The sequence below is a fragment of the Streptomyces sp. NPDC053431 genome (assembly GCF_044544925.1).
GTDB lineage: Bacteria > Actinomycetota > Actinomycetes > Streptomycetales > Streptomycetaceae > Streptomyces.
The window spans coordinates 293,764-311,284 of record NZ_JBITXX010000008.1 but is presented as its reverse complement, the minus strand read 5'-3'; the positions used below and the strand labels follow the sequence as shown (position 1 = coordinate 311,284).

The 17,521-nt window shown below is 72.3% G+C and carries 16 protein-coding genes and 1 pseudogene; 9 read left to right on the top strand and 8 right to left on the bottom strand.

All coding sequences use genetic code 11. The features are described from left to right. Both ACIGXE_RS21330 and ACIGXE_RS21325 read left to right on the top strand, forming a co-directional pair. Window positions 1-1,671, top strand: a complete 1,671-nt coding sequence (locus tag ACIGXE_RS21330) for an ABC-F family ATP-binding cassette domain-containing protein (protein ID WP_399749582.1) — start codon at window positions 1-3, stop codon at window positions 1,669-1,671. A gap of 372 nt (window positions 1,672-2,043) precedes the next feature. Further along, window positions 2,044-3,018, top strand: a complete 975-nt coding sequence (locus ACIGXE_RS21325) for an acyl-ACP desaturase (RefSeq protein ID WP_399749579.1) — start codon at window positions 2,044-2,046, stop codon at window positions 3,016-3,018. Between the two features lie 28 nt (window positions 3,019-3,046). Here the strand turns inward: ACIGXE_RS21325 and ACIGXE_RS21320 are convergent, their stop codons facing one another. Next, the gene (locus ACIGXE_RS21320; protein ID WP_399749577.1) at window positions 3,047-3,313 is read right to left on the bottom strand and encodes a WhiB family transcriptional regulator; all 267 of its coding nucleotides are present in this window, start codon (window positions 3,311-3,313) and stop codon (window positions 3,047-3,049) included. A gap of 303 nt (window positions 3,314-3,616) precedes the next feature. Here ACIGXE_RS21320 and ACIGXE_RS21315 point away from each other — a divergent pair, with 303 nt between their 5' ends. Next, on the top strand, window positions 3,617-4,348 hold the full coding sequence (locus ACIGXE_RS21315) for an IclR family transcriptional regulator (protein WP_399749575.1): 732 nt from the start codon (window positions 3,617-3,619) through the stop codon (window positions 4,346-4,348). Between the two features lie 54 nt (window positions 4,349-4,402). Continuing rightward, window positions 4,403-5,059 carry a TetR/AcrR family transcriptional regulator gene (locus ACIGXE_RS21310; protein WP_399749573.1) on the top strand — a complete coding sequence of 219 codons (657 nt, stop codon included), beginning with the start codon at window positions 4,403-4,405 and terminating at the stop codon, window positions 5,057-5,059. Here ACIGXE_RS21310 and ACIGXE_RS21305 read toward each other — a convergent pair. Both ACIGXE_RS21305 and ligD read right to left on the bottom strand, forming a co-directional pair. Next, window positions 4,969-5,910 carry an alpha/beta hydrolase gene (locus ACIGXE_RS21305; RefSeq protein WP_399749572.1) on the bottom strand — a complete coding sequence of 314 codons (942 nt, stop codon included), beginning with the start codon at window positions 5,908-5,910 and terminating at the stop codon, window positions 4,969-4,971. The two genes, ACIGXE_RS21310 and ACIGXE_RS21305, sit on opposite strands and share 91 nt — an antisense overlap. 127 nt (window positions 5,911-6,037) lie before the next feature. Beyond that, window positions 6,038-7,111: a non-homologous end-joining DNA ligase gene (ligD, locus tag ACIGXE_RS21300; protein ID WP_399749570.1), complete on the bottom strand. Its 1,074-nt coding sequence runs from the start codon at window positions 7,109-7,111 to the stop codon at window positions 6,038-6,040. A gap of 66 nt (window positions 7,112-7,177) precedes the next feature. Here ligD and ACIGXE_RS21295 point away from each other — a divergent pair, with 66 nt between their 5' ends. From ACIGXE_RS21295 to ACIGXE_RS21285, 3 genes are all read left to right on the top strand, one after another. Then, entirely contained in the window at window positions 7,178-8,236 is a 1,059-nt protein-coding gene (locus ACIGXE_RS21295) for an ATP-dependent DNA ligase (RefSeq protein ID WP_399749568.1), read from the top strand. Between the two features lie 316 nt (window positions 8,237-8,552). Further along, the gene (locus ACIGXE_RS21290) at window positions 8,553-8,810 is read left to right on the top strand and encodes a hypothetical protein (protein WP_399749566.1); all 258 of its coding nucleotides are present in this window, start codon (window positions 8,553-8,555) and stop codon (window positions 8,808-8,810) included. A gap of 93 nt (window positions 8,811-8,903) precedes the next feature. Next, entirely contained in the window at window positions 8,904-10,997 is a 2,094-nt protein-coding gene (locus ACIGXE_RS21285) for an MDR family MFS transporter (RefSeq protein ID WP_399749564.1), read from the top strand. A 128-nt stretch (window positions 10,998-11,125) separates the two neighbouring features. On the opposite strand, the gene ACIGXE_RS21280 is transcribed toward ACIGXE_RS21285, so the two are convergent. The 4 genes and pseudogenes from ACIGXE_RS21280 to ACIGXE_RS21265 all read right to left on the bottom strand — a co-directional run. After that, the gene (locus ACIGXE_RS21280; RefSeq protein ID WP_399749562.1) at window positions 11,126-11,566 is read right to left on the bottom strand and encodes a YchJ family protein; all 441 of its coding nucleotides are present in this window, start codon (window positions 11,564-11,566) and stop codon (window positions 11,126-11,128) included. A 115-nt stretch (window positions 11,567-11,681) separates the two neighbouring features. Beyond that, window positions 11,682-12,275 (bottom strand): GNAT family N-acetyltransferase, encoded by a 594-nt coding sequence (locus tag ACIGXE_RS21275; RefSeq protein ID WP_399749560.1) that lies wholly within the window; start codon window positions 12,273-12,275, stop codon window positions 11,682-11,684. Between the two features lie 74 nt (window positions 12,276-12,349). Then, the gene (locus tag ACIGXE_RS21270) at window positions 12,350-12,736 is read right to left on the bottom strand and encodes a VOC family protein (RefSeq protein WP_399749558.1); all 387 of its coding nucleotides are present in this window, start codon (window positions 12,734-12,736) and stop codon (window positions 12,350-12,352) included. Continuing rightward, window positions 12,724-13,011: pseudogene (locus ACIGXE_RS21265) on the bottom strand (zinc ribbon domain-containing protein); the annotation flags it as partial. The pseudogene ACIGXE_RS21265 and the gene ACIGXE_RS21270, both read right to left, overlap by 13 nt. 219 nt (window positions 13,012-13,230) lie before the next feature. Here ACIGXE_RS21265 and ACIGXE_RS21260 point away from each other — a divergent pair. Both ACIGXE_RS21260 and ACIGXE_RS21255 read left to right on the top strand, forming a co-directional pair. After that, window positions 13,231-14,574 (top strand): 6-phospho-beta-glucosidase, encoded by a 1,344-nt coding sequence (locus tag ACIGXE_RS21260; RefSeq protein WP_399749556.1) that lies wholly within the window; start codon window positions 13,231-13,233, stop codon window positions 14,572-14,574. Between the two features lie 58 nt (window positions 14,575-14,632). Next, window positions 14,633-16,534: a M64 family metallopeptidase gene (locus tag ACIGXE_RS21255; RefSeq protein WP_399749554.1), complete on the top strand. Its 1,902-nt coding sequence runs from the start codon at window positions 14,633-14,635 to the stop codon at window positions 16,532-16,534. Between the two features lie 127 nt (window positions 16,535-16,661). On the opposite strand, the gene ACIGXE_RS21250 is transcribed toward ACIGXE_RS21255, so the two are convergent. After that, on the bottom strand, window positions 16,662-17,480 hold the full coding sequence (locus ACIGXE_RS21250; RefSeq protein ID WP_399749552.1) for an SAM-dependent methyltransferase: 819 nt from the start codon (window positions 17,478-17,480) through the stop codon (window positions 16,662-16,664). Window positions 17,481-17,521 lie beyond the last annotated feature (41 nt).

Below are 17,521 nucleotides of genomic sequence, written 5' to 3'. Positions count from 1 at the left end.
ATGGCGACCCGCCCATCCTTCATCACCTGCACCTCTCTCTCCTTCTCCTGGCCGGACGGCACCGGCGTCTTCGACGACTTCCGACTGGCCGTCGGGCCCGGCAGGACCGGTCTCGTCGGTCTCAACGGCTCGGGGAAGTCGACCCTGCTCAAGCTCATCGCCGGCGAGCTCACCCCCGCGGCGGGCACGGTCCGCATCGCCGGCGAGGTCGGCTACCTCCCGCAGAACCTGGTGCTGAACACCGGACTGCGTGTGGACCAGGTCCTCGGCATCGACGCGACCCGGGCCGCCCTGCACGCCATCGAGGCGGGCGACACCGCCGAGGAGCACTTCACGGCCGTCGGTGACGACTGGGACGTGGAGGAGCGGGCGCTGGCCGTGCTCGACCAGCTCGGTCTCGGACACATCGGCCTCGACCGCACGATCGGCGAGCTCTCCGGCGGCGAGTCGGTGCTGCTGCGGCTCGCCGCGCTGCTCCTCGCCCGGCCGGAGGTGCTGCTGCTCGACGAGCCGAGCAACAATCTCGACCTGACCGCCCGGCGCCGGCTGTACGAGGCGGTGGACGCGTGGTCGGGAGTGCTCGTCGTGGTGAGCCACGACCGTGAACTCCTGGAACGTGTCGACCAGATCGCGGATCTCCGGGACGGCGAGGTCGCCTGGTACGGCGGCGCCTGGTCGGACTACCAGGAGGCGCTCGCGGCCGAACAGGAGGCGGCCGAGCGGATGGTGCGGGTCGCCGAGGCCGACGTCCAGCGGCAGAAGCGCGAACTCGTGGAAGCGCACCAGAAGTTGGCCCGGCGCAAGCGCTACGCCCAGAAGAGCGTCGAGAACCGGGTGGCGCCGAAGATCGTCGCCAACGGCCGCAAGGCACAGGCCGAGGTGTCGGCGGGCAAGCACCGCGCCCTGCACGCCGACCGACTGGCCGAGGCGCGCTCGCGGCTCGACGCGGCGGTGGAGGCGGTGCGGGACGACGACGAGATCCGCGTGGAGCTGCCGCGCACGACGGTCCACCCGGGGCGCGGCGTGCTGCTGCTCCGCGATCTGGAGCTGCCGTACGGGGCCCGGGTCGACGGCGAGTTCGAACTGCGGGGCCCCGAGCGGGTGGCGCTGCTCGGCCGGAACGGGGCCGGGAAGACGACGCTGCTGCGCACGATCGCGGGTGAGCTGGCCCCGGTCGCGGGCGAGGCGGTGGTGCACGTTCCGCTGCGGTTCCTGCCGCAGCGGCTGGACGTGCTCGACGACGAGCTGAGCGTGGTGCAGAACGTGGCCCGGTTCGCGCCGGAGGCGACGGCCAACGAGATCCGGGCGCGGCTGGCCCGGTTCCTCTTCCGTGGCGCCCGGGCGGACCGGCCGGCCGGGACGCTCTCGGGTGGCGAGCGGTTCCGCGCCACGCTGGCGGCGCTGCTCCTCGCCGAGCCGGCGCCCCAGCTGCTGATGCTCGACGAGCCGACCAACAATCTCGACATGGCGTCGGTGCGGAGTCTGACGGCCGCGCTCGAGGCCTACGAGGGCGCGCTGGTCGTGGCGAGCCACGACGTGCCGTTCCTGGAGTCCCTGGGGATCACCCGCTGGCTGCGGCTCGACGGCGAGCTGCGGCCGACGACGGCCGAGGCCGTCCGGGAGGGGTTCGAGGTGCGGGCGCCCGAGGAGACCGGTCAGACGGTGGAGTGACGTCCCGGTCCTGGCCCGTCAGCGGGGTGAAGGCGGGCCCTCCCCTTCGCCGCCCCCGGCGGGGCCAGGCCCCCCGTTCCCCACCGTGCGACGCGACCGCCGCGGCCGGCAGCCCCGTGCTGCCGCCGCGACGGTCGCGGTCGGCCGTCTGCTCTGAGTAGCCGCCCGTCACGGACCGCGCGCGCCGGTCTCAGGGGAACAAACGCGTGACCTGGGTCTCCTTCGAGGCACCAGAGCAGGGCGCATAACGCAACGTAACCGGACATCACAGGGACGGTCTTGGCCACCCCCTTATCGGGCCTTAACCTACGGTCTCGTAACCTACGAATCCGTAGGTAGTTCGAATGCCCTTCTCCGTCCCCAGGAGTTCCCGTGACACTCACCTCTCCCCACCTCGCCAGTTCCGCAGGGTGGACCGACGCGCGCCTCCTGTACGCGTTGGAGGAGGTCGTCGAGAAGGAGCTCAACCGGCACCTGAAGGTCACCAAGGACTGGATGCCGCACGAGTACGTGCCGTGGTCGGACGCCCGCAACTTCCCCGGGTTCTTCGAGGACGGCGAGGCCTGGGACCGCTCGCAGTCCAAGGTCACCGACATCGGCCGCACCGCGCTCGTGGTCAACCTGCTCACCGAGGACAACCTCCCGAGCTACCACCACGAGATCGCCACCCTCTTCGGCCGCGAGGGCGCCTGGGGCACCTGGGTGCACCGCTGGACCGCGGAGGAGGGCCGGCACGGCATCGTCATGCGCGACTACCTGCTGGCCTCGCGGGCGGTGGACCCGGACGAGCTGGAACGTTTCCGCATGGCACACATGAGCGAGGGGTTCGAGTCCGACAACCGGCACTCGATGCTGCACTCGATCGCGTACGTGGCCTTCCAGGAGCTCGCCACCCGCATCTCGCACCGCAACACCGGCCACCAGTCCGGCGACCCGGTCTGCGACCGCATGCTCGCCCGCATCGCGCTGGACGAGAACCTGCACATGATCTTCTACCGCAACCTGCTGGGCGCGGCCTTCGAGCTCGCCCCCGACCTCACGATGCAGGCCGTGCGGGACGTGGTCGTCAACTTCCGGATGCCCGGCCACGGCATGCCCGGCTTCGAGCGCGCGGCGGCCCAGATGGCGATCGGCGAGATCTACAACATGCGCATCCACCACGACGACGTGCTGGAGCCGGTCCTCCGCTTCCTCAAGGTGCTCCAGATCGACGGCCTGGGCCCCGAGGGCCTGAAGGCGCAGGAGGAGCTGGGCCTGTACCTGAACGGCCTGGACGCCGAGGCGTCGAAGTTCGACGAGAAGCTCGCGGCGCGCAAGGCCCGGATGGCGGCCCGGGCGGCGGGCTGACGGAGCGGCGAGGGCCGCCGGGGAGTGGTCAGCCCCGGCGGCGCTTGAGCTTGATCCGCTCCTTCTCCGAGAGGCCGCCCCACACCCCGAACCGCTCGTCGTGCGTGAGCGCGTACTCCAGGCACGCGACGCGCCCCTCGCACGCTCCGCAGAGCAGCTTCGCCTCGCGGGTCGAGGAACCGGGCGCCGGGAAGAAGAACTCCGGTCCCGCCTGGGCGCACAGGGCGTCCTCCTGCCAGGAGAGGTCGGCGTCCATGAGGCTGATCGGGGCGGAGGGCATCGTGTCGGTCTGCATGGAACACAGACTGCCCCCGTGGCCTAAACGCGCCATCAACGTCCGATCAACGCGGCGCGCCGAACACCGGCGAGACCGTTTCGGCCTGCCGTTTTCCTGCCCCCTTCCCCGGTTCGGCCACCCCGCCCCGCCGCACGCCGCCCCGGCGGCGTGATCATGAACGGCGTGTTTCCGCCCCCGTAACCCCACCGGTTCGCCTCCCGCACTGTGGCAGCGTGGGGTCGACCGGCGGGACCGACATGGGCAGTGATCACGGAGATCGGTCCCAGGGATCGAGGACGAGCAGTGACGGGGGCGGGACACATGACCACCGAGGTCGGCACCGTGACAGGTCCGGCCGGGGCGCAGGCCGTCCGGCGGGCCCTGGACGTGCTGCACTCCTTCCACGACAACGGGCCGGATCTGAGCGCCTCGGACCTCGCACGGCGGCTCGGTCTCTCGACGTCGACCGCGCACCGCCTGGCCAGGACGCTGCTCGCCGCCGACTTCCTGGAGCAGGACGCCGACACCGCGCGGTACCGGCTCGGCCCGGCGGTCACGGAGCTCGGCCGGCTCTCGTACCACCAGCGGCGCCTGCACCTGGCCGCCCCCGAGCTGCGCGACCTCGCCGAACGGACCGGCGCGGTCGCCGATCTGGCGCTGCGCAGCGGCGCGCACGCGGTGATCGTGGCGGGTGGCGCGGTCACCCCGAGGGTGGGACTGCGGCGCCCGCTGCACGCGTCGGCGCTCGGAATGGTGCTGCTCGCCTGGCAGGGACGCGCGTACGGAACCCCCGCACCGGGGAGCGAGTCGGCCCGGACACGGGAGCTGGGGTACGTCGTGGACGACGGCGAGTGCGCGCTCGAGGCCCGCACGCTCGCCGTACCGGTGCTCGGGCGCGAGGGGCTCGCCCGGTTCGCGCTCGGGCTGCGAGCCGCTCCCGCGGTGCTCACGGACGCCCGGCTCGGCTGGTTCCTCGGGCAGGCGCGCGCGTGTGCGCGGGCCCTGGAGGTGCTGCTGCTCCCGCCCTCGGAGCGGCAGCCCCCGCAGGCGTAGCGGAGCGCCGAACGGCGACTGTCCGCACGGTCGTGCGGACAGTACGATGGGCGCATGAGCGGCAGCACCAAGACGGACGGACGTGTCGAGCGCGGCAACCAGACGCGGCGACTCGTCCTGGCCCGCACGATGGACATCGCCTCCGTCGAGGGGCTGGAGGGGCTGTCGCTGGGGCGGATCGCCACCGAACTCAAGCTGAGCAAGAGCGGGGTCTTCGCCCTGTTCGGGTCCAAGGAGGAGCTCCAGCTCGCGACCGTGCGGGCGGCCGCCGCGGTCTTCGCCCGCGAGGTCGTCCTCCCGCTGGCCGAACTGCCGCCGGGCCCGGGGCGGGTGTGGGCGCTGTGCCGGAACTGGCTCGCCTACTCCTCCGGCCGGACCTTCCGGGGCGGCTGCTTCTTCTACGCGGTCACGGCGGAGTTCGACGCGCGTACGGGCCCGGTCCACGACGCCGTCGCGCGGTCGCGCGTCGACTGGGTCGCGTACGTGGAGCGGACGATCGAGGAGGCGCGGCTCGCCGGCGGCTTCGTCGAGGACGTCGACGCGCCGCAGCTCGCCTTCGAGATCATCGCCTTGATGGAGTCGGCCAACGCCCAGTCCGTGCTCCTCGGCGACACCGCCGCCTACGCGCGGGCCGAACGGGGCATCGCCCGCCGGCTGCGGGCGGAGGCCACGGACGCGGCGCGGGACGAGGTCGACTCCCCGGCGGTCTGATCCGGCACGGCACCCGTCACGAAATCCACCGTGGCCGCGACGACCTGAGGGTCGGTCAGGATGCGCCGGTGGCCGAGTCCTTGGGTGACGACGAGCCGGGCACGGTCGGCCCGCGCCTCGCTGAGGACATGGGCGTGGGCGATCGGCACCATCTCGTCCGACGCGTCGTGGATCAGCAGGACGGGCGCGTCGAGGTCCTCGGGCCGCCAGCCGGCCTCCAGGTGCTCCCAGACCTCGGGATCCTCCGGGGCCAGCCGGCGCTCGACGTGGCGGCGCATCGCCCGCATGGCACGGTCGCTCATCCCGAAGGCACCCTGGAACCAGGCGGTGAGCAGCGCGAAGGAGCCCACGCCCGAGATGCCGACGAAACGCCCGGCGCGCACGCCGTCGCGCAGGGCGAACAGGGCCGCGCTGACCCCGAAGGAGTGCGCGACGACAGCCTCGAAGTCGCCGTGCCGGGCGTGCAACTCCCGGATGATCGCGCGGTATTCGATGATGTTGGTGGCGCGGCCCGGCGCGTCGCCGTGGCCGGGGGCGTCGAAGGCGACAGGGCTGTATCCCCGGTCGAGCAGCGCCTCGGCGAAGGCGGCGAGGCGTGAGCCGCGCGAGGACCAGCCGTGGACGAGCAGCACCGGCCGCCGGCCGTCGCCCCAGGCGTAGACGACGGCCTCCTTGCCGCGCACCGGCAGCCGGTCGGTCCGGGCGGCGGCCATCAGCCGCTCCTCGGCCGGCTTGACCCGGGAGCGGCCGGCCGGGCGGACGAAGAGGTGGAACACGGCCCGCCCGGCCGGGCCGGGGGCGAGGCGGGCTGCGGTGTTGAGAGCGGTGCGGACCAGCAGGGCCTTCGTCATGGTGCCGGGTCTCCTCGATCGTCCTCGTTCGTCCCCTCGATGCGAAAAATGCTAGCACGATCGTTCGTGTTGTTTTGGTCCCGAGAGAGACGGCCGACCACGGAGGGCCCCGGCGGGGTCCGGCCCGCTACTCCTCTCCCGCCGCCTGCTCCCCTCCCGCCGCCTTCGCCTCCCCCTCCGCCTTCGCCTTCTTCTTCGCCCTGCTCGGCTGCACCCGCTTCGGCTCCCCCGGCATCTTCGGGTACTCCGGCGGATAGGGCAGGTCGCCCAGGCCGTGCTCCGCCTCGTCGCGGCGGGCCAGTTCGAGGAGGGACTCCAGGCTGAAGCGCCGGTCGTCCATGTCCGCGTGCACATCGCCCACTTCGGCGTACCGCGCCGGCATCGTGCGGATGTCGAAGTCCTGCGGCACGGCGTCGTCGACCTCCTCCCAGCGCAGCGGCGCGGAGACCGGCGCGTGCGGGCGGGGGCGGACGGAGTAGGCCGAGGCGATGGTGCGGTCGCGGGCGGTCTGGTTGTAGTCGAGGAAGATGCGCTCGCCGCGCTCCTCCTTCCACCACTTGATGGTGACCCGTTCCGGCATCCGCCGCTCCAGTTCCCTGCCGCAGGCGATGGCAGCCCGTCTGACCTGGGTGAACGTCCAGTTCGGCAGGATCGGCACGAAGACGTGCAGGCCGCGGCCGCCGGAGGTCTTGGGCCAGCCGCGCAGCCCGTGCTCGTCGAGCACCGCCCGCAGCTCGTGGGCGGCCCGGACCGCGTCCGCGTAGTCCGTGCCGGGCTGGGGGTCGAGGTCGAGGCGGAGTTCGTCGGGATGGTCCGTGTCCTCCCGGCGCACCGGCCAGGGGTGGAAGGTGACGGCCCCGAGATTCGCCGCCCACAGGACGGCGGCCGGCTCGGTCGGGCACATCTCGTCGGCCGAGCGGCCGCTGGGGAAGGTGATGTGAGCCGTGGGGATCCAGTCCGGCAGGTACTTGGGCGCGCGCTTCTGGAAGAAGGACTCCCCCGTCACGCCGTCGGGGTAGCGCTCCAGCGTGGTGGGACGGTCCCGCAGAGCGCGGGTGATGCCGTCGCCGACGGCCAGGTAGTAGCTGACCATGTCGAGCTTCGTGTAGCCGGTCTCGGGGAAGTACACCTTGTCCGGATTGGACACGCGTACGGTCCGTTCGCCGATCTCCAGCTCCACCGCTGCCGCCTTGCCTGCCATGACGGTCACCCTAGGCCGGGCGCCCATAGCGCGCATATCGGGCCAGATCGTCTCTAGACTCGCCGCATGGACCTGCCGGTGATGCCGCCCGTGAAACCGATGCTGGCGAAGGCCGTGAAGAAGATCCCGCCCGGCATGCAGTACGAGGCCAAGTGGGACGGCTTCCGGGCGCTCGTGCACCGCGACGGCTCGGAGCTCTTCATCGGCAGCCGCACGGGGAAGCCGCTGACCCGCTACTTCCCCGAGCTCGCCGAGGCGCTGCTCGCGCGGCTGCCCGAGCGCTGCGTCGTCGACGGCGAGATCGTGATCGAGCACGGCGGCCGGCTGGACTTCGACCGGCTCACCGAGCGGATTCATCCGGCCGCGTCGCGGGTGCGGATGCTGGCGGAGACCACGCCGTCCCGCTTCATCGTCTTCGATCTGCTCGCCCTCGGCGACGAGTCCCTCCTCGACACCCCGCTCAGCGAGCGCCGGGCCGCCCTGGAGACCGCGCTCGCCGGCGTCGACGCCCCGGTGCACCTCGCTCCCGCGACGACGGACCCGGAGCTCGCGGCGCGCTGGTTCGACCAGTACGAGGGGGCCGGGCTCGACGGGGTGATCGCGAAGCCGCTGGACCTGCCGTACCGCCCGGACGAACGCCTCATGTACAAGATCAAGCACGAGCGTACGGCCGACGTGGTCGTGGCCGGATACCGCTTCCACAAGAGCGGCCCGGTGGTCGGCTCGCTGCTGCTCGGCCTGTACGACGCCCAGGGCGCACTCCAGCACGTCGGCGTGTGCGCCGCGTTCACCGCCAGGCGGCGCGCCGAGCTGATCGAGGAGCTCGAACCGCTGCGGATGGACCCGCCGGACGGGCACCCGTGGGCGGCCTGGACGGACGAGTCCGCGCACGAGTCCGCCCGGCTGCCGGGCGCGCCGAGCCGCTGGTCGGGCAAGAAGGACCTGTCCTGGGTGGCGCTGCGCCCGGAGCGGGTCTGCGAGGTCGGGTACGACCACATGGAGGGCGACCGCTTCCGGCACACGGCCCAGTTCAAGCGGTGGCGCCCGGACCGCACGCCGGAGTCGTGCGGGTACGAGCAGCTGGAGGAGCCGGTGTCGTACGACCTCGGCGAGGTCCTGTCGTAGACCGCCCCCCACGGCAAGGGCGCCCCGTAGATCGTCAAGCCTCCGACCCGGCGTGAGATGCCCCACATCCGCGCGGGCGGCAACCGCCCCTCCTCGCGCTGGCGTTCGGTGAACTGACGGGCGATCGGACGGACGCACCCCGGTACACCTGCGGGAACACCCAGGGCACCCGCGGACCGGTCCGTACGCCTCGCCGAGGGCGCCCCGCGGCTGTTGCGCGGCGGTGACGGAGCCGTCGTCGAACCGCCACCGGGATCCGGTACGTATGGAGGGTGGAGAAACCCTCCGCCACCCCAGAGACCCACAAGGACCGACCGTGATCGCCTCGCCCTCGCCTCTCGTACCCGTGCCGATCCCCGACCGTGTCGCCGCGCTCATCGGGGCCTGCCTGCCGCTGCACGTGCTCCAGGCCGAGGTCGACGCCGACTGCGCGGCGCGCGAGGTGTACCGCTTCCGCGGGCCGCTGTGCCCCGAGGACCGGGCCGACCGCGAGCACGCCCTGGCCGCCCTCGCCCGGGCCAACAAGATCCTCGCCAAGCACCACCCCCAGCTGCCGGTCCGCCCGGGCTACTGAGGCCCTTCGGCCGTTCGGGGCGCGGGCCCGGCGCCGCACCGGTTCGGGTGTACTGCGCATGCGGGACACGGCCGCCGGTGTGACGCTGCGAGAGTGACGACCACCAGCGAAGCAGCGCCCGCGCCCCCCGCCGCCGAGCCCCCGGTGCTCGACAGCCGACGCCGCAACATCGTCTTCGGCACGATCATGCTCGGTGTGCTTCTGGCCGCGCTGGACCAGACGATCGTGGGCACCGCGCTGCCGACCATCGTCGCGGACCTCGGCGGCGCCGCCCACATGTCCTGGGTGGTCACCTCGTACCTGCTGGCCGAGACGGTCGCCACCGTCCTCGTCGGCAAGTTCGGCGACCTGTTCGGCCGCAAGGTGATCTTCCAGATCTCGGCGATCGTCTTCATCACCGGCTCGTTCCTGTGCGGACTCGCCACCAACATGACGCTGCTGATCGTCTGGCGCGGTCTGCAGGGAATCGGCGCCGGCGGCCTCATGGTCACCTCGATGGCACTGATCGCCGACGTCATCCCGCTGCGCGAACGCGGCAAGTACCAGGGCGCGATCGGCGCCGTGTTCGGCGTGTCGACCGTGATCGGACCGCTCCTGGGCGGCCTCTTCACCGACCATCTGACCTGGCGCTGGGCGTTCTACGTCAACGTCCCCATCGCGATCCTGGTGGTCGTCGCCGCCGCCCGCACCATCCCCTCGGTACGCTCGGCGAGCCGCCCGGTCATCGACTACCTGGGCATCGCGCTCGTGGCGGTCGGATCCAGCGCGCTGATCCTGGCGACGAGTTGGGGCGGGAACGAGTACGCCTGGGGCTCGGGCGTCATCATCGGGCTCTTCGCCGGGGGCCTGCTCGCGCTCGCGCTGTTCTGCTGGGTCGAGACCCGGGCGGCCGAACCTATGCTGCCCATGCGCCTCTTCCGCAATCCGGTCTTCACCGTCTGCTCGGTGCTCAGCTTCGTCGTCGGCTTCGCGATGCTCGGCGCGATGACCTTTCTGCCGACCTATCTCCAGTACGTCGACGGGGACTCGGCGACGATCTCCGGCATCCGCACGCTGCCCATGGTCGTCGGCCTGCTCATCGCGTCGATCTTCAGCGGCAACGTCGTCAGCAAGACCGGCCGCTACCGGATCTTCCCCGTCGCGGGCTGCCTCGTGATGGGCCTCGGGCTCTATCTGCTCTCCCTGATGGGCCCGCGGACCAGCACATGGCTGGAGTCGCTCTACATGTTCGTGCTCGGCGTCGGCATCGGCCTGTGCATGCAGGTCCTCACCATCGCCGTGCAGAACACCGTCGACTACGCGGACCTGGGCACCGCCACCTCGGGCGTCACCTTCTTCCGTACGCTCGGCAGTTCCTTCGGCACCGCCGTCTTCGGCACCATCTACACCAACGCCCTCAAGCCGAACCTCACCGAGGGCGTCGGCGAGGCGTCGGCGCGCGCCGCGAGCCTCGGCCTGGACCCGGCGGGCGTCGCGAAGGCCGCGCAAAGCCCGTCCGGTCTGCACGGACTGCCCCCACCGGTGGCCGAGCCGATCGTGCAGGCGTACGCGGACACCCTGCACACCGTCTTCCTGTGGACCGTGCCGGTGGCGGCCGTCGGCTTCGTCGTCGCGCTGTTCCTCAAGCAGGTCGCGCTGCGCGACACGGTCCGCGCCTCCGCCCCCGACATGGGCGAGGGCTTCGCCTCCCCCACCACCAGCGGCGACTCGGCCAAGCTCCTGGAGCTCTCCGTCGGCCGGATCATCCGCAGGACCGACTACGACACCGCGCGGCGCATCGTCTCCGACTCCGACACCCGGCTCGACACGGCCGGCGCGTGGGCGGTCATGCAGGTGGAGCTGTTCACCCGGCTCGTCGGCCACGCCAGCCTGGGCCTGATCTCGGCGGGGCGCCGGGTCCCGCCGGAGGTGCTGCTCCCGGTCTTCGACCGGATGGTCGACGAGGGCTTCCTCACCCGCGACGGCAACCTGCTCTCGCACACCCAGGCCGGCAAGCGGGAGGCGGACGTGATCACCAAGGCCTGGGGCGACTGGCTCAGCACCCAGGTCGAGCGGGAGCGCGGCCGCCCCAGCGGTCCGGAACTGCGGGCGGCCACCGACGCCATCGCGAAGAAGCTGATCGCGGAGGACCTGGCGCAGGGTCTGCCGCGGACCGGCCGGGAGCCGGTGGGCGCGACGGCGAGATGAGGCCGGATCCGATATCCATTGCCCCACCCCCGGCACCCGACACCTGACATCCGACACCCGACACCCGACACCCGACACCCGATATCCGATATCCAATATCCGGTGTCTGATATCCGATCCCTTCCGCCTCAGTCCAGGAAGTCCCCGTCCACGTACACCCACGCGCCCTCGTGCCGCGCGAACCGGCTTCGCTCGTGCAGTTCTCCCGGCACCCCGCCGTGCGTGAAGCGGGCCCGGAAGGTCACGGTGCCCTGCTGGTGGAAGGCCGTTCCGTCGCCCGTCTCCTCGACGGCGAGGCCCGACCACCGCATGGCCGGGTCGAAGTCGACCTCGGCGGGGCGCGTCCGCGGGTCCCAGGTGCGCAGGAGGTAGGCCTCGTCGCGGACGACGAAGGCGCTGTAGCGCGAGCGCATGAGGAGTTCGGCGGTGGGAGCGGTGGCGGGGCCCGCATGGAAGCGGCCGCAGCACGCGCTGTACGGGGCCTCCAGGCCGCACGGGCACGGCGAGGCCTCGGTCACGGCGGGCGCGGGAGCGGCGGGACGGGCGGGGCGGGTCTTGCGTCGGGACATGGGGCCCATTGTCGCGTGCCGGCCGCCGGCCGCCCCGCCGAGGTGCGGGGTCAGCGCGCCGGGCGCCCCGCGGGGGTGCGGGGTCAGCGCGCCGGGCGCCCCGCCGGGGTGCGGCTCAGCGCGCCTCGCGCCACATCCCCCACAGCACCGGGCCGCCGCCGGGCAGCCGGAACTCCTCGCGGACGGAGAAGCCGAAGTGCGCGTAGACCGGGAGGTTGGCGGCCTTCGAGGACTCCAGATAGACGGGCAGGCCCGCCGCGTCGGCCTTCGCCAGGCCCGAGCGCAGGAGCGCGGCGCCCTGGCCGGTGCCCTGGGCGGCGGGGTCGGCACCGATCAGGGCCAGGGACCAGTGGGGCTCCGGGGGCGTGTGGACGGCGGCGGTCTCCACGGCCTCGCGGAAGAGGCCGGCCCGGTCGCCGAGGATGTCCACCAGCCGCCGGATGGTCTGGTCGTCGGGCACGGCCTTCTCCTGCGCCTCCGCCGGCACCCAGAAGGCGGCCGCGGCCCCGGTGCGCTCGCACACGCCGTTGTGAAGGTACTGGCGGGTGAAGAGGGCGGAGAAGTAGTGCCCCAGGGTCGCCTCGCGCGAGGCGTCGTCCGGGAAGAACCAGCGCATCATCGGATCGTCGTCGAAGGCCCGGGCCAGCGTGCCGCTGATCGCCTCGGCATCGCCGATCGCCGCCGCTTCGGGCATGTTCATCATCGCCATACGGGACATTCTGCGCACAAACGATCTTGAACTGACACGCGGGGTCCCCTTTCCCCCTTTCCCCCTTTCCCGCCCTACGGCCGGTACCGCAGCGGATGCCCCTCCGGCACCTCCACCACCGCGATCCGGACGCCGTCCGGGTCCGCGAGCCACATCTCGACCAGCCCCCACGGTTCGGTGACCGGCTCGCGCAGCACCGTGACGTCCGTGCCGCGCAGCTCCTCGCGGGCCGCGCGCACGTCGGCCACCTGGAGCCAGAGGCGGAGCTCGGGCGCCGGCGCCGCGGCGGGGGCGCGGCCGGAGAGTTCGAGGAAGCCGCCGCCGAGGAAGTAGACCGTGCCGCGGTCGGGGCCGGTGCCGAACTCGCGGTAGACGGCGAGGCCGAGCGTCTCGCCGTAGAAGCGGCGGGAGCGCTCGGGGTCGGTCGGGCGGAGCAGAATCCTGCTGCTCAGTACGTGCATCCGATTGACTTCCGCTCCCCGCGCCACAGCACGTCGATTCCTGCCACGGTCGGCTGACCGTCTCGGTGGGTTCCCGCTTCTGCGCGCTGTGCCGGGACGAACCCCGGTCTCATCTGCGCTCCACGGGCTGATACCGCCAGTCCGGCGGCCTTGGCGACGTTGACCGCCGCGTTGATGTCCCGATCCAGGACGGCCCCGCACGCCCCGCACTCCCATACGCGGATGTGCAGGGGCTTGGGACCGTCCTTGACGCCGCACACGGAGCAGACCTGAGAACGCTGAGGCCCGTTCGGATACAGGCGGAAGCTGTACCGAAGCTGCATGCGATCACCGTACTGAAGTCGCCCCATGGTCGAGTATCAGAACATTCGCACTACTCGTCACCGTGCTTCGTCGCTCCGCCCATCCGGTTTCGCGACGAAACACGACAAGGAACCGCTTCGCCGCCGGACCGAAGCCCGGTGCACTACTACGACGCCCGGTAGCGTTCGAGCATGAAACTGACGATTCTCGGAGGCGGCGGATTCCGGGTGCCGCTGGTGTACGGCGCCCTCCTCGGCGACCACGCCGAGGGACGGGTCACCCATGTCACGCTGCACGACCTGGACGCCGGGCGCCTGTCGGCGATCGCCCGGGTGCTGGCCGAGCAGGGCGCGGGCGTGCCGGACGCGCCGGTGGTGAGCGCGACGACGGATCTCGACGAGGCGCTGCGCGGCGCGGACTTCGTCTTCTCGGCCATCCGGGTGGGCGGGCTCGCGGGCCGGGCCGCCGATGAGCGGATCGCGCTGGCCGAGGGCGTGCTCGGCCAGGAGACGGTGGGCGCCGGCGGTGTCGCGTACGGCCTGCGGACGCTTCCCGTGGTGACGCACATCGCGCGGCGGATCGCGGAACTCGCGCCGGACGCCTGGGTCATCAACTTCACCAACCCGGCCGGCATGGTCACCGAGGCGATGTCGCGGATCCTCGGCGACCGGGTGATCGGCATCTGCGACTCCCCGGTGGGGCTCGGCCGGCGGGTGGCGCGGGTGCTCGGCACGAACCCGGACGAGGCGTGGATCGACTACGTGGGCCTCAACCACCTCGGCTGGCTGCGGGGGTTGAAGGTCGGCGGACACGACGTACTTCCGCGTCTGTTCGAGGACGACGCGCTGCTGGGCTCGTTCGAGGAGGGCAAGCTCTTCGGGACGGAGTGGCTGCGCTCGCTGGGCGCGGTCCCCAACGAGTACCTCCACTACTACTACTTCAACCGCGAGGCGGTCCGCGCCTACCGCGAGGCGGAGAGGACCCGCGGCGCCTATCTGCTCGACCAGCAGGACGGCTTCTACGCGGAGATGGGCAAGCCCGACACTCCTCCGCTGGACACCTGGCACCGGGTGCTCGCCGACCGGGAGGCGACCTACATGGCGCACAACCGGGAGGCGGCCGGGGTCGGGGAGCGCGACGAGGCGGACCTGGAGTCGGGCGGGTACGAGAAGGTGGCGCTGGCCCTGATGCGGGCCATCGCCCGCAACGAGCGGGCCACCCTGATCCTCAACGTCCGTAACCGGCAGACCCTTTCGGTGCTCGACGCGGACGCCGTGATCGAGGTGCCGTGCTTCGTGGACGCGGCCGGCGCCCATCCGGTGTCCGTGGAGCCGCTGCCGTATCACGCGGTGGGCCTGGTGACGGCGGTGAAGGCGGTCGAGCGGGAGGTGCTGGCGGCGGCGGAGAGCGGCTCGCGGGCGACCGCCGTCAAGGCCTTCGCGCTGCATCCGCTGGTCGATTCGGTCACGGTGGCCCGCCGGCTGGTCGACGGCTACACCGCGGAGCACGCGGGGTTGGCGTACCTCCGTCGTTGAGATGGACGACTGACGAACATCTTTACGGCCCCGGGGGCGCGGCCTAGGCTCGCGCCCCATGACGTCACTGCGCCGCAGGCGTGTTCGAGGAGGAGTGGCCCGGCTCGTCGCGGGCTGTCTGCTGGCCGCGGGCCTGGTGAGCACGGGCACCGCGGCCGTCGGCAGTCCGGCCGCCGCCGAGACGGGCGGGGCCACCGTCGTGCCCGTCCAGACCACCGGGCCCGCCGATCGGCGGTTCAATCTGGTGATCATGGGTGACGGGTACACGGCCGAGGAGATGCCGGCCTTCCGGGCGGACCTGGAACGGCATCTGAGCATGTTGTGGAGCATCGAGCCGTTCGCCTCGTACCGCTCGTACGTCAACGTGTGGGCGGTGGAGGTGCCGTCGCGGGAGTCGGGCGTCGACTGCGATCCGGGGCTCGACGCGCCGGCCCGTGACACCGCGCTCGGCATGGGGTTCTGGGGCGGCTGCAACGCCGGCAGCGTGCAGCGGCTGCTCACGGTCGACGGCGCGAAGGCCGCCGGGTACGCCGACCTGGTGCCGGGCACCAGCCGTGCGAACCGGCAGATCGTGGCGCTCGCCCACAGCTCCACCTACGGCGGCGCGGGCGGCAGTTACGCGACCGCGTCCGGCGGCAACGCCCTCTCGGCGCTGATCACCCCGCACGAGATAGGCCATTCGCTCGGCGGACTCCAGGACGAGTACGACTACTACGGGCGCGGTGTGCCCGGCGGCGCGTACACCGACGCCACCGAGCCGGCCTCCGTCCATCACACGCTCCTGACGGAGCGGCAGATGCGGGAACAGCGGGCCAAGTGGTGGCGCTGGCTCGGCGAGGAGAGCGAGTCGGGCGGCGTCATCGGCCGGCACGAAGGCGGCCTCTACAGCACCACGGGCGTCTGGCGGCCGAGCCGCCACTCCATGATGAAGACCCTCGGCTACGCCTTCGACCAGGTCGAGCGCGAGGTGATGGTGCAGGCGATCTCGGCCAAGGTGAACCTGGTCCAGGACCACACCCCGAACGACACGCCGATCGGGGCCGACCGGACGGTCTGGGTCGACACCCTGCATCCGCTGGGCGGCGAACTCGGCGTGGAATGGCGGCTCGACGGCCGGCCCCTGAAGACCGACGGAGCCCGGACGGTCGACCTGCGCGCCCTGGGCCTCTCCCCCGGGCGCCCCTACGCGCTGACGGCGACGGTCACGGATCCGACCCCGTTCGTCCGCGACCCCGCGGTGCGCGCCTCGGCCGCGCTGACCCGTACCGTGAAGTGGACCGTCGACCCGGCGCTCCGCACGCCGGACGACGCCACGCCGACGGCGTTCACCGGGCACACGGCGACCACCGCCCCGGTCGGGGCGCGGTCCGTCGTGCACGCCGACACCACCCATCCGGTACGCCGGACGCCGGACGTGCGCTGGAGCCTGGACGGGCGGACGGTCCCGAATCCGGGCAACGACCGTGACCTGGACCTGCGTTCGCTGCGCCTGGCCCCCGGCACCCACTCCCTGACGGCCCGCGTCCCCGGCACGCGCCAGGAGCTGCGGTGGACCGTCGACGCGCTCGCCGCCTCCGCCGCGTACGAGCTGTCGCCCCCGCTGCGGACGGTGCACCGGCCGGGGCGGCCCGTCGAGTACGTCTACGACAAGGAGTTCACCCTGCGGCTGACCGCGCGGGACGACCAGCAGGGTGCCGTGGTGAGCCAGTTCCGGGTGGACGGCGACGGCTGGTACACGTACTACGGCTGGCCGACGGACGCGGCGGCGCCGTTCCGCTTCTCGCCCTCGGGCACGGTGATCGACGACCTCGTCTACGGCAAGCTCGGCCGGAGCCGGGCGGTGCCGTGGGACGACGCGACGCCCGACTACGGCACGCACACCGTGGAGTACCGCACGGTCGACGCGGCCGGGAACGTCGGCCGCGCGCACAGCTTCCTGGTGACGCTGGTCAGGCCGTGAGTCGAGGACCCTCAGCCGCGAGGCAGCAAGGCCGCGGCGCCCCGAGGCCGTGAGGCCTGAACGTACGGGCACGAGGAGAGGCCCCCGCCGGTGCCGGCGGGGGCCTCTCCTCGCGTACGGGGTGCGGTCAGCGCTTGCGGCCGACCGCGGCCCAGCCCGGGATGGGGTCGTCGCCCTGGACCGGGACGGGCTCGCCGAGCTCCGGGTGCCACTCGGCGGTGAGGGAGACGCCGGGCTCGACCAGGTCGAGGCCGTCGAAGAACGCGGCCAGCTCGTCGCGCGAGCGGGGCCGCAGGGTCAGGCCGCGCGCCTTGTACATGGCGGCGGCCTTCGCCGCGCCTTCCGGGTCGAAGTCGCCGGTGACGTGCGAGAGGACGAGGTAGCTGCCCGGGGCGAGCTTGTCGACGATCTTGCCGACGAGTTCGTAGGCGCCGTCCTCGTCGCCGACGAAGTGCAGCAGCGCGAGCATCGACAGGGCGATGGGCTGGTCGAAATCAAGGACCTTTCCGGCCCTTTCGAGGATCAGTTCGGGGTCACGGGCGTCCGCCTGGATGTACTCGGTGGCCCCTTCCGGGGTCGAGCGCAACAGCGCGGCGGCGTGCGCGAGCACGATCGGGTCGTTGTCGCAGTAGACGATCCGGGACTCCGGCGCGGCCGCCTGCGCGATCTGGTGCAGGTTGGGCTCGGTCGGGATCCCGGTGCCGACGTCCAGGTACTGCCGTACGCCGTCGGCGCTCAGCCAGCGGATGGCGCGGTGCATGAAGGCCCGGTTGACGCGGGCCATGTCCCGGCCGCGGGCGTCGACGGTGAGGAGCTGGCGGGCCATCTCCTCGTCCACGGGGTAGTTGTCCTTGCCGCCCAGGAACCAGTCGTACATGCGCGCGGGATGCGGCTTGCTGGTGTCGATGCGTATGCCGCTCTGCGGTGATGCGGGTTCCTGGGTCATCGGGCCTCTCCTCGGCGGGACGAACGGTGTTGCGTACAGCA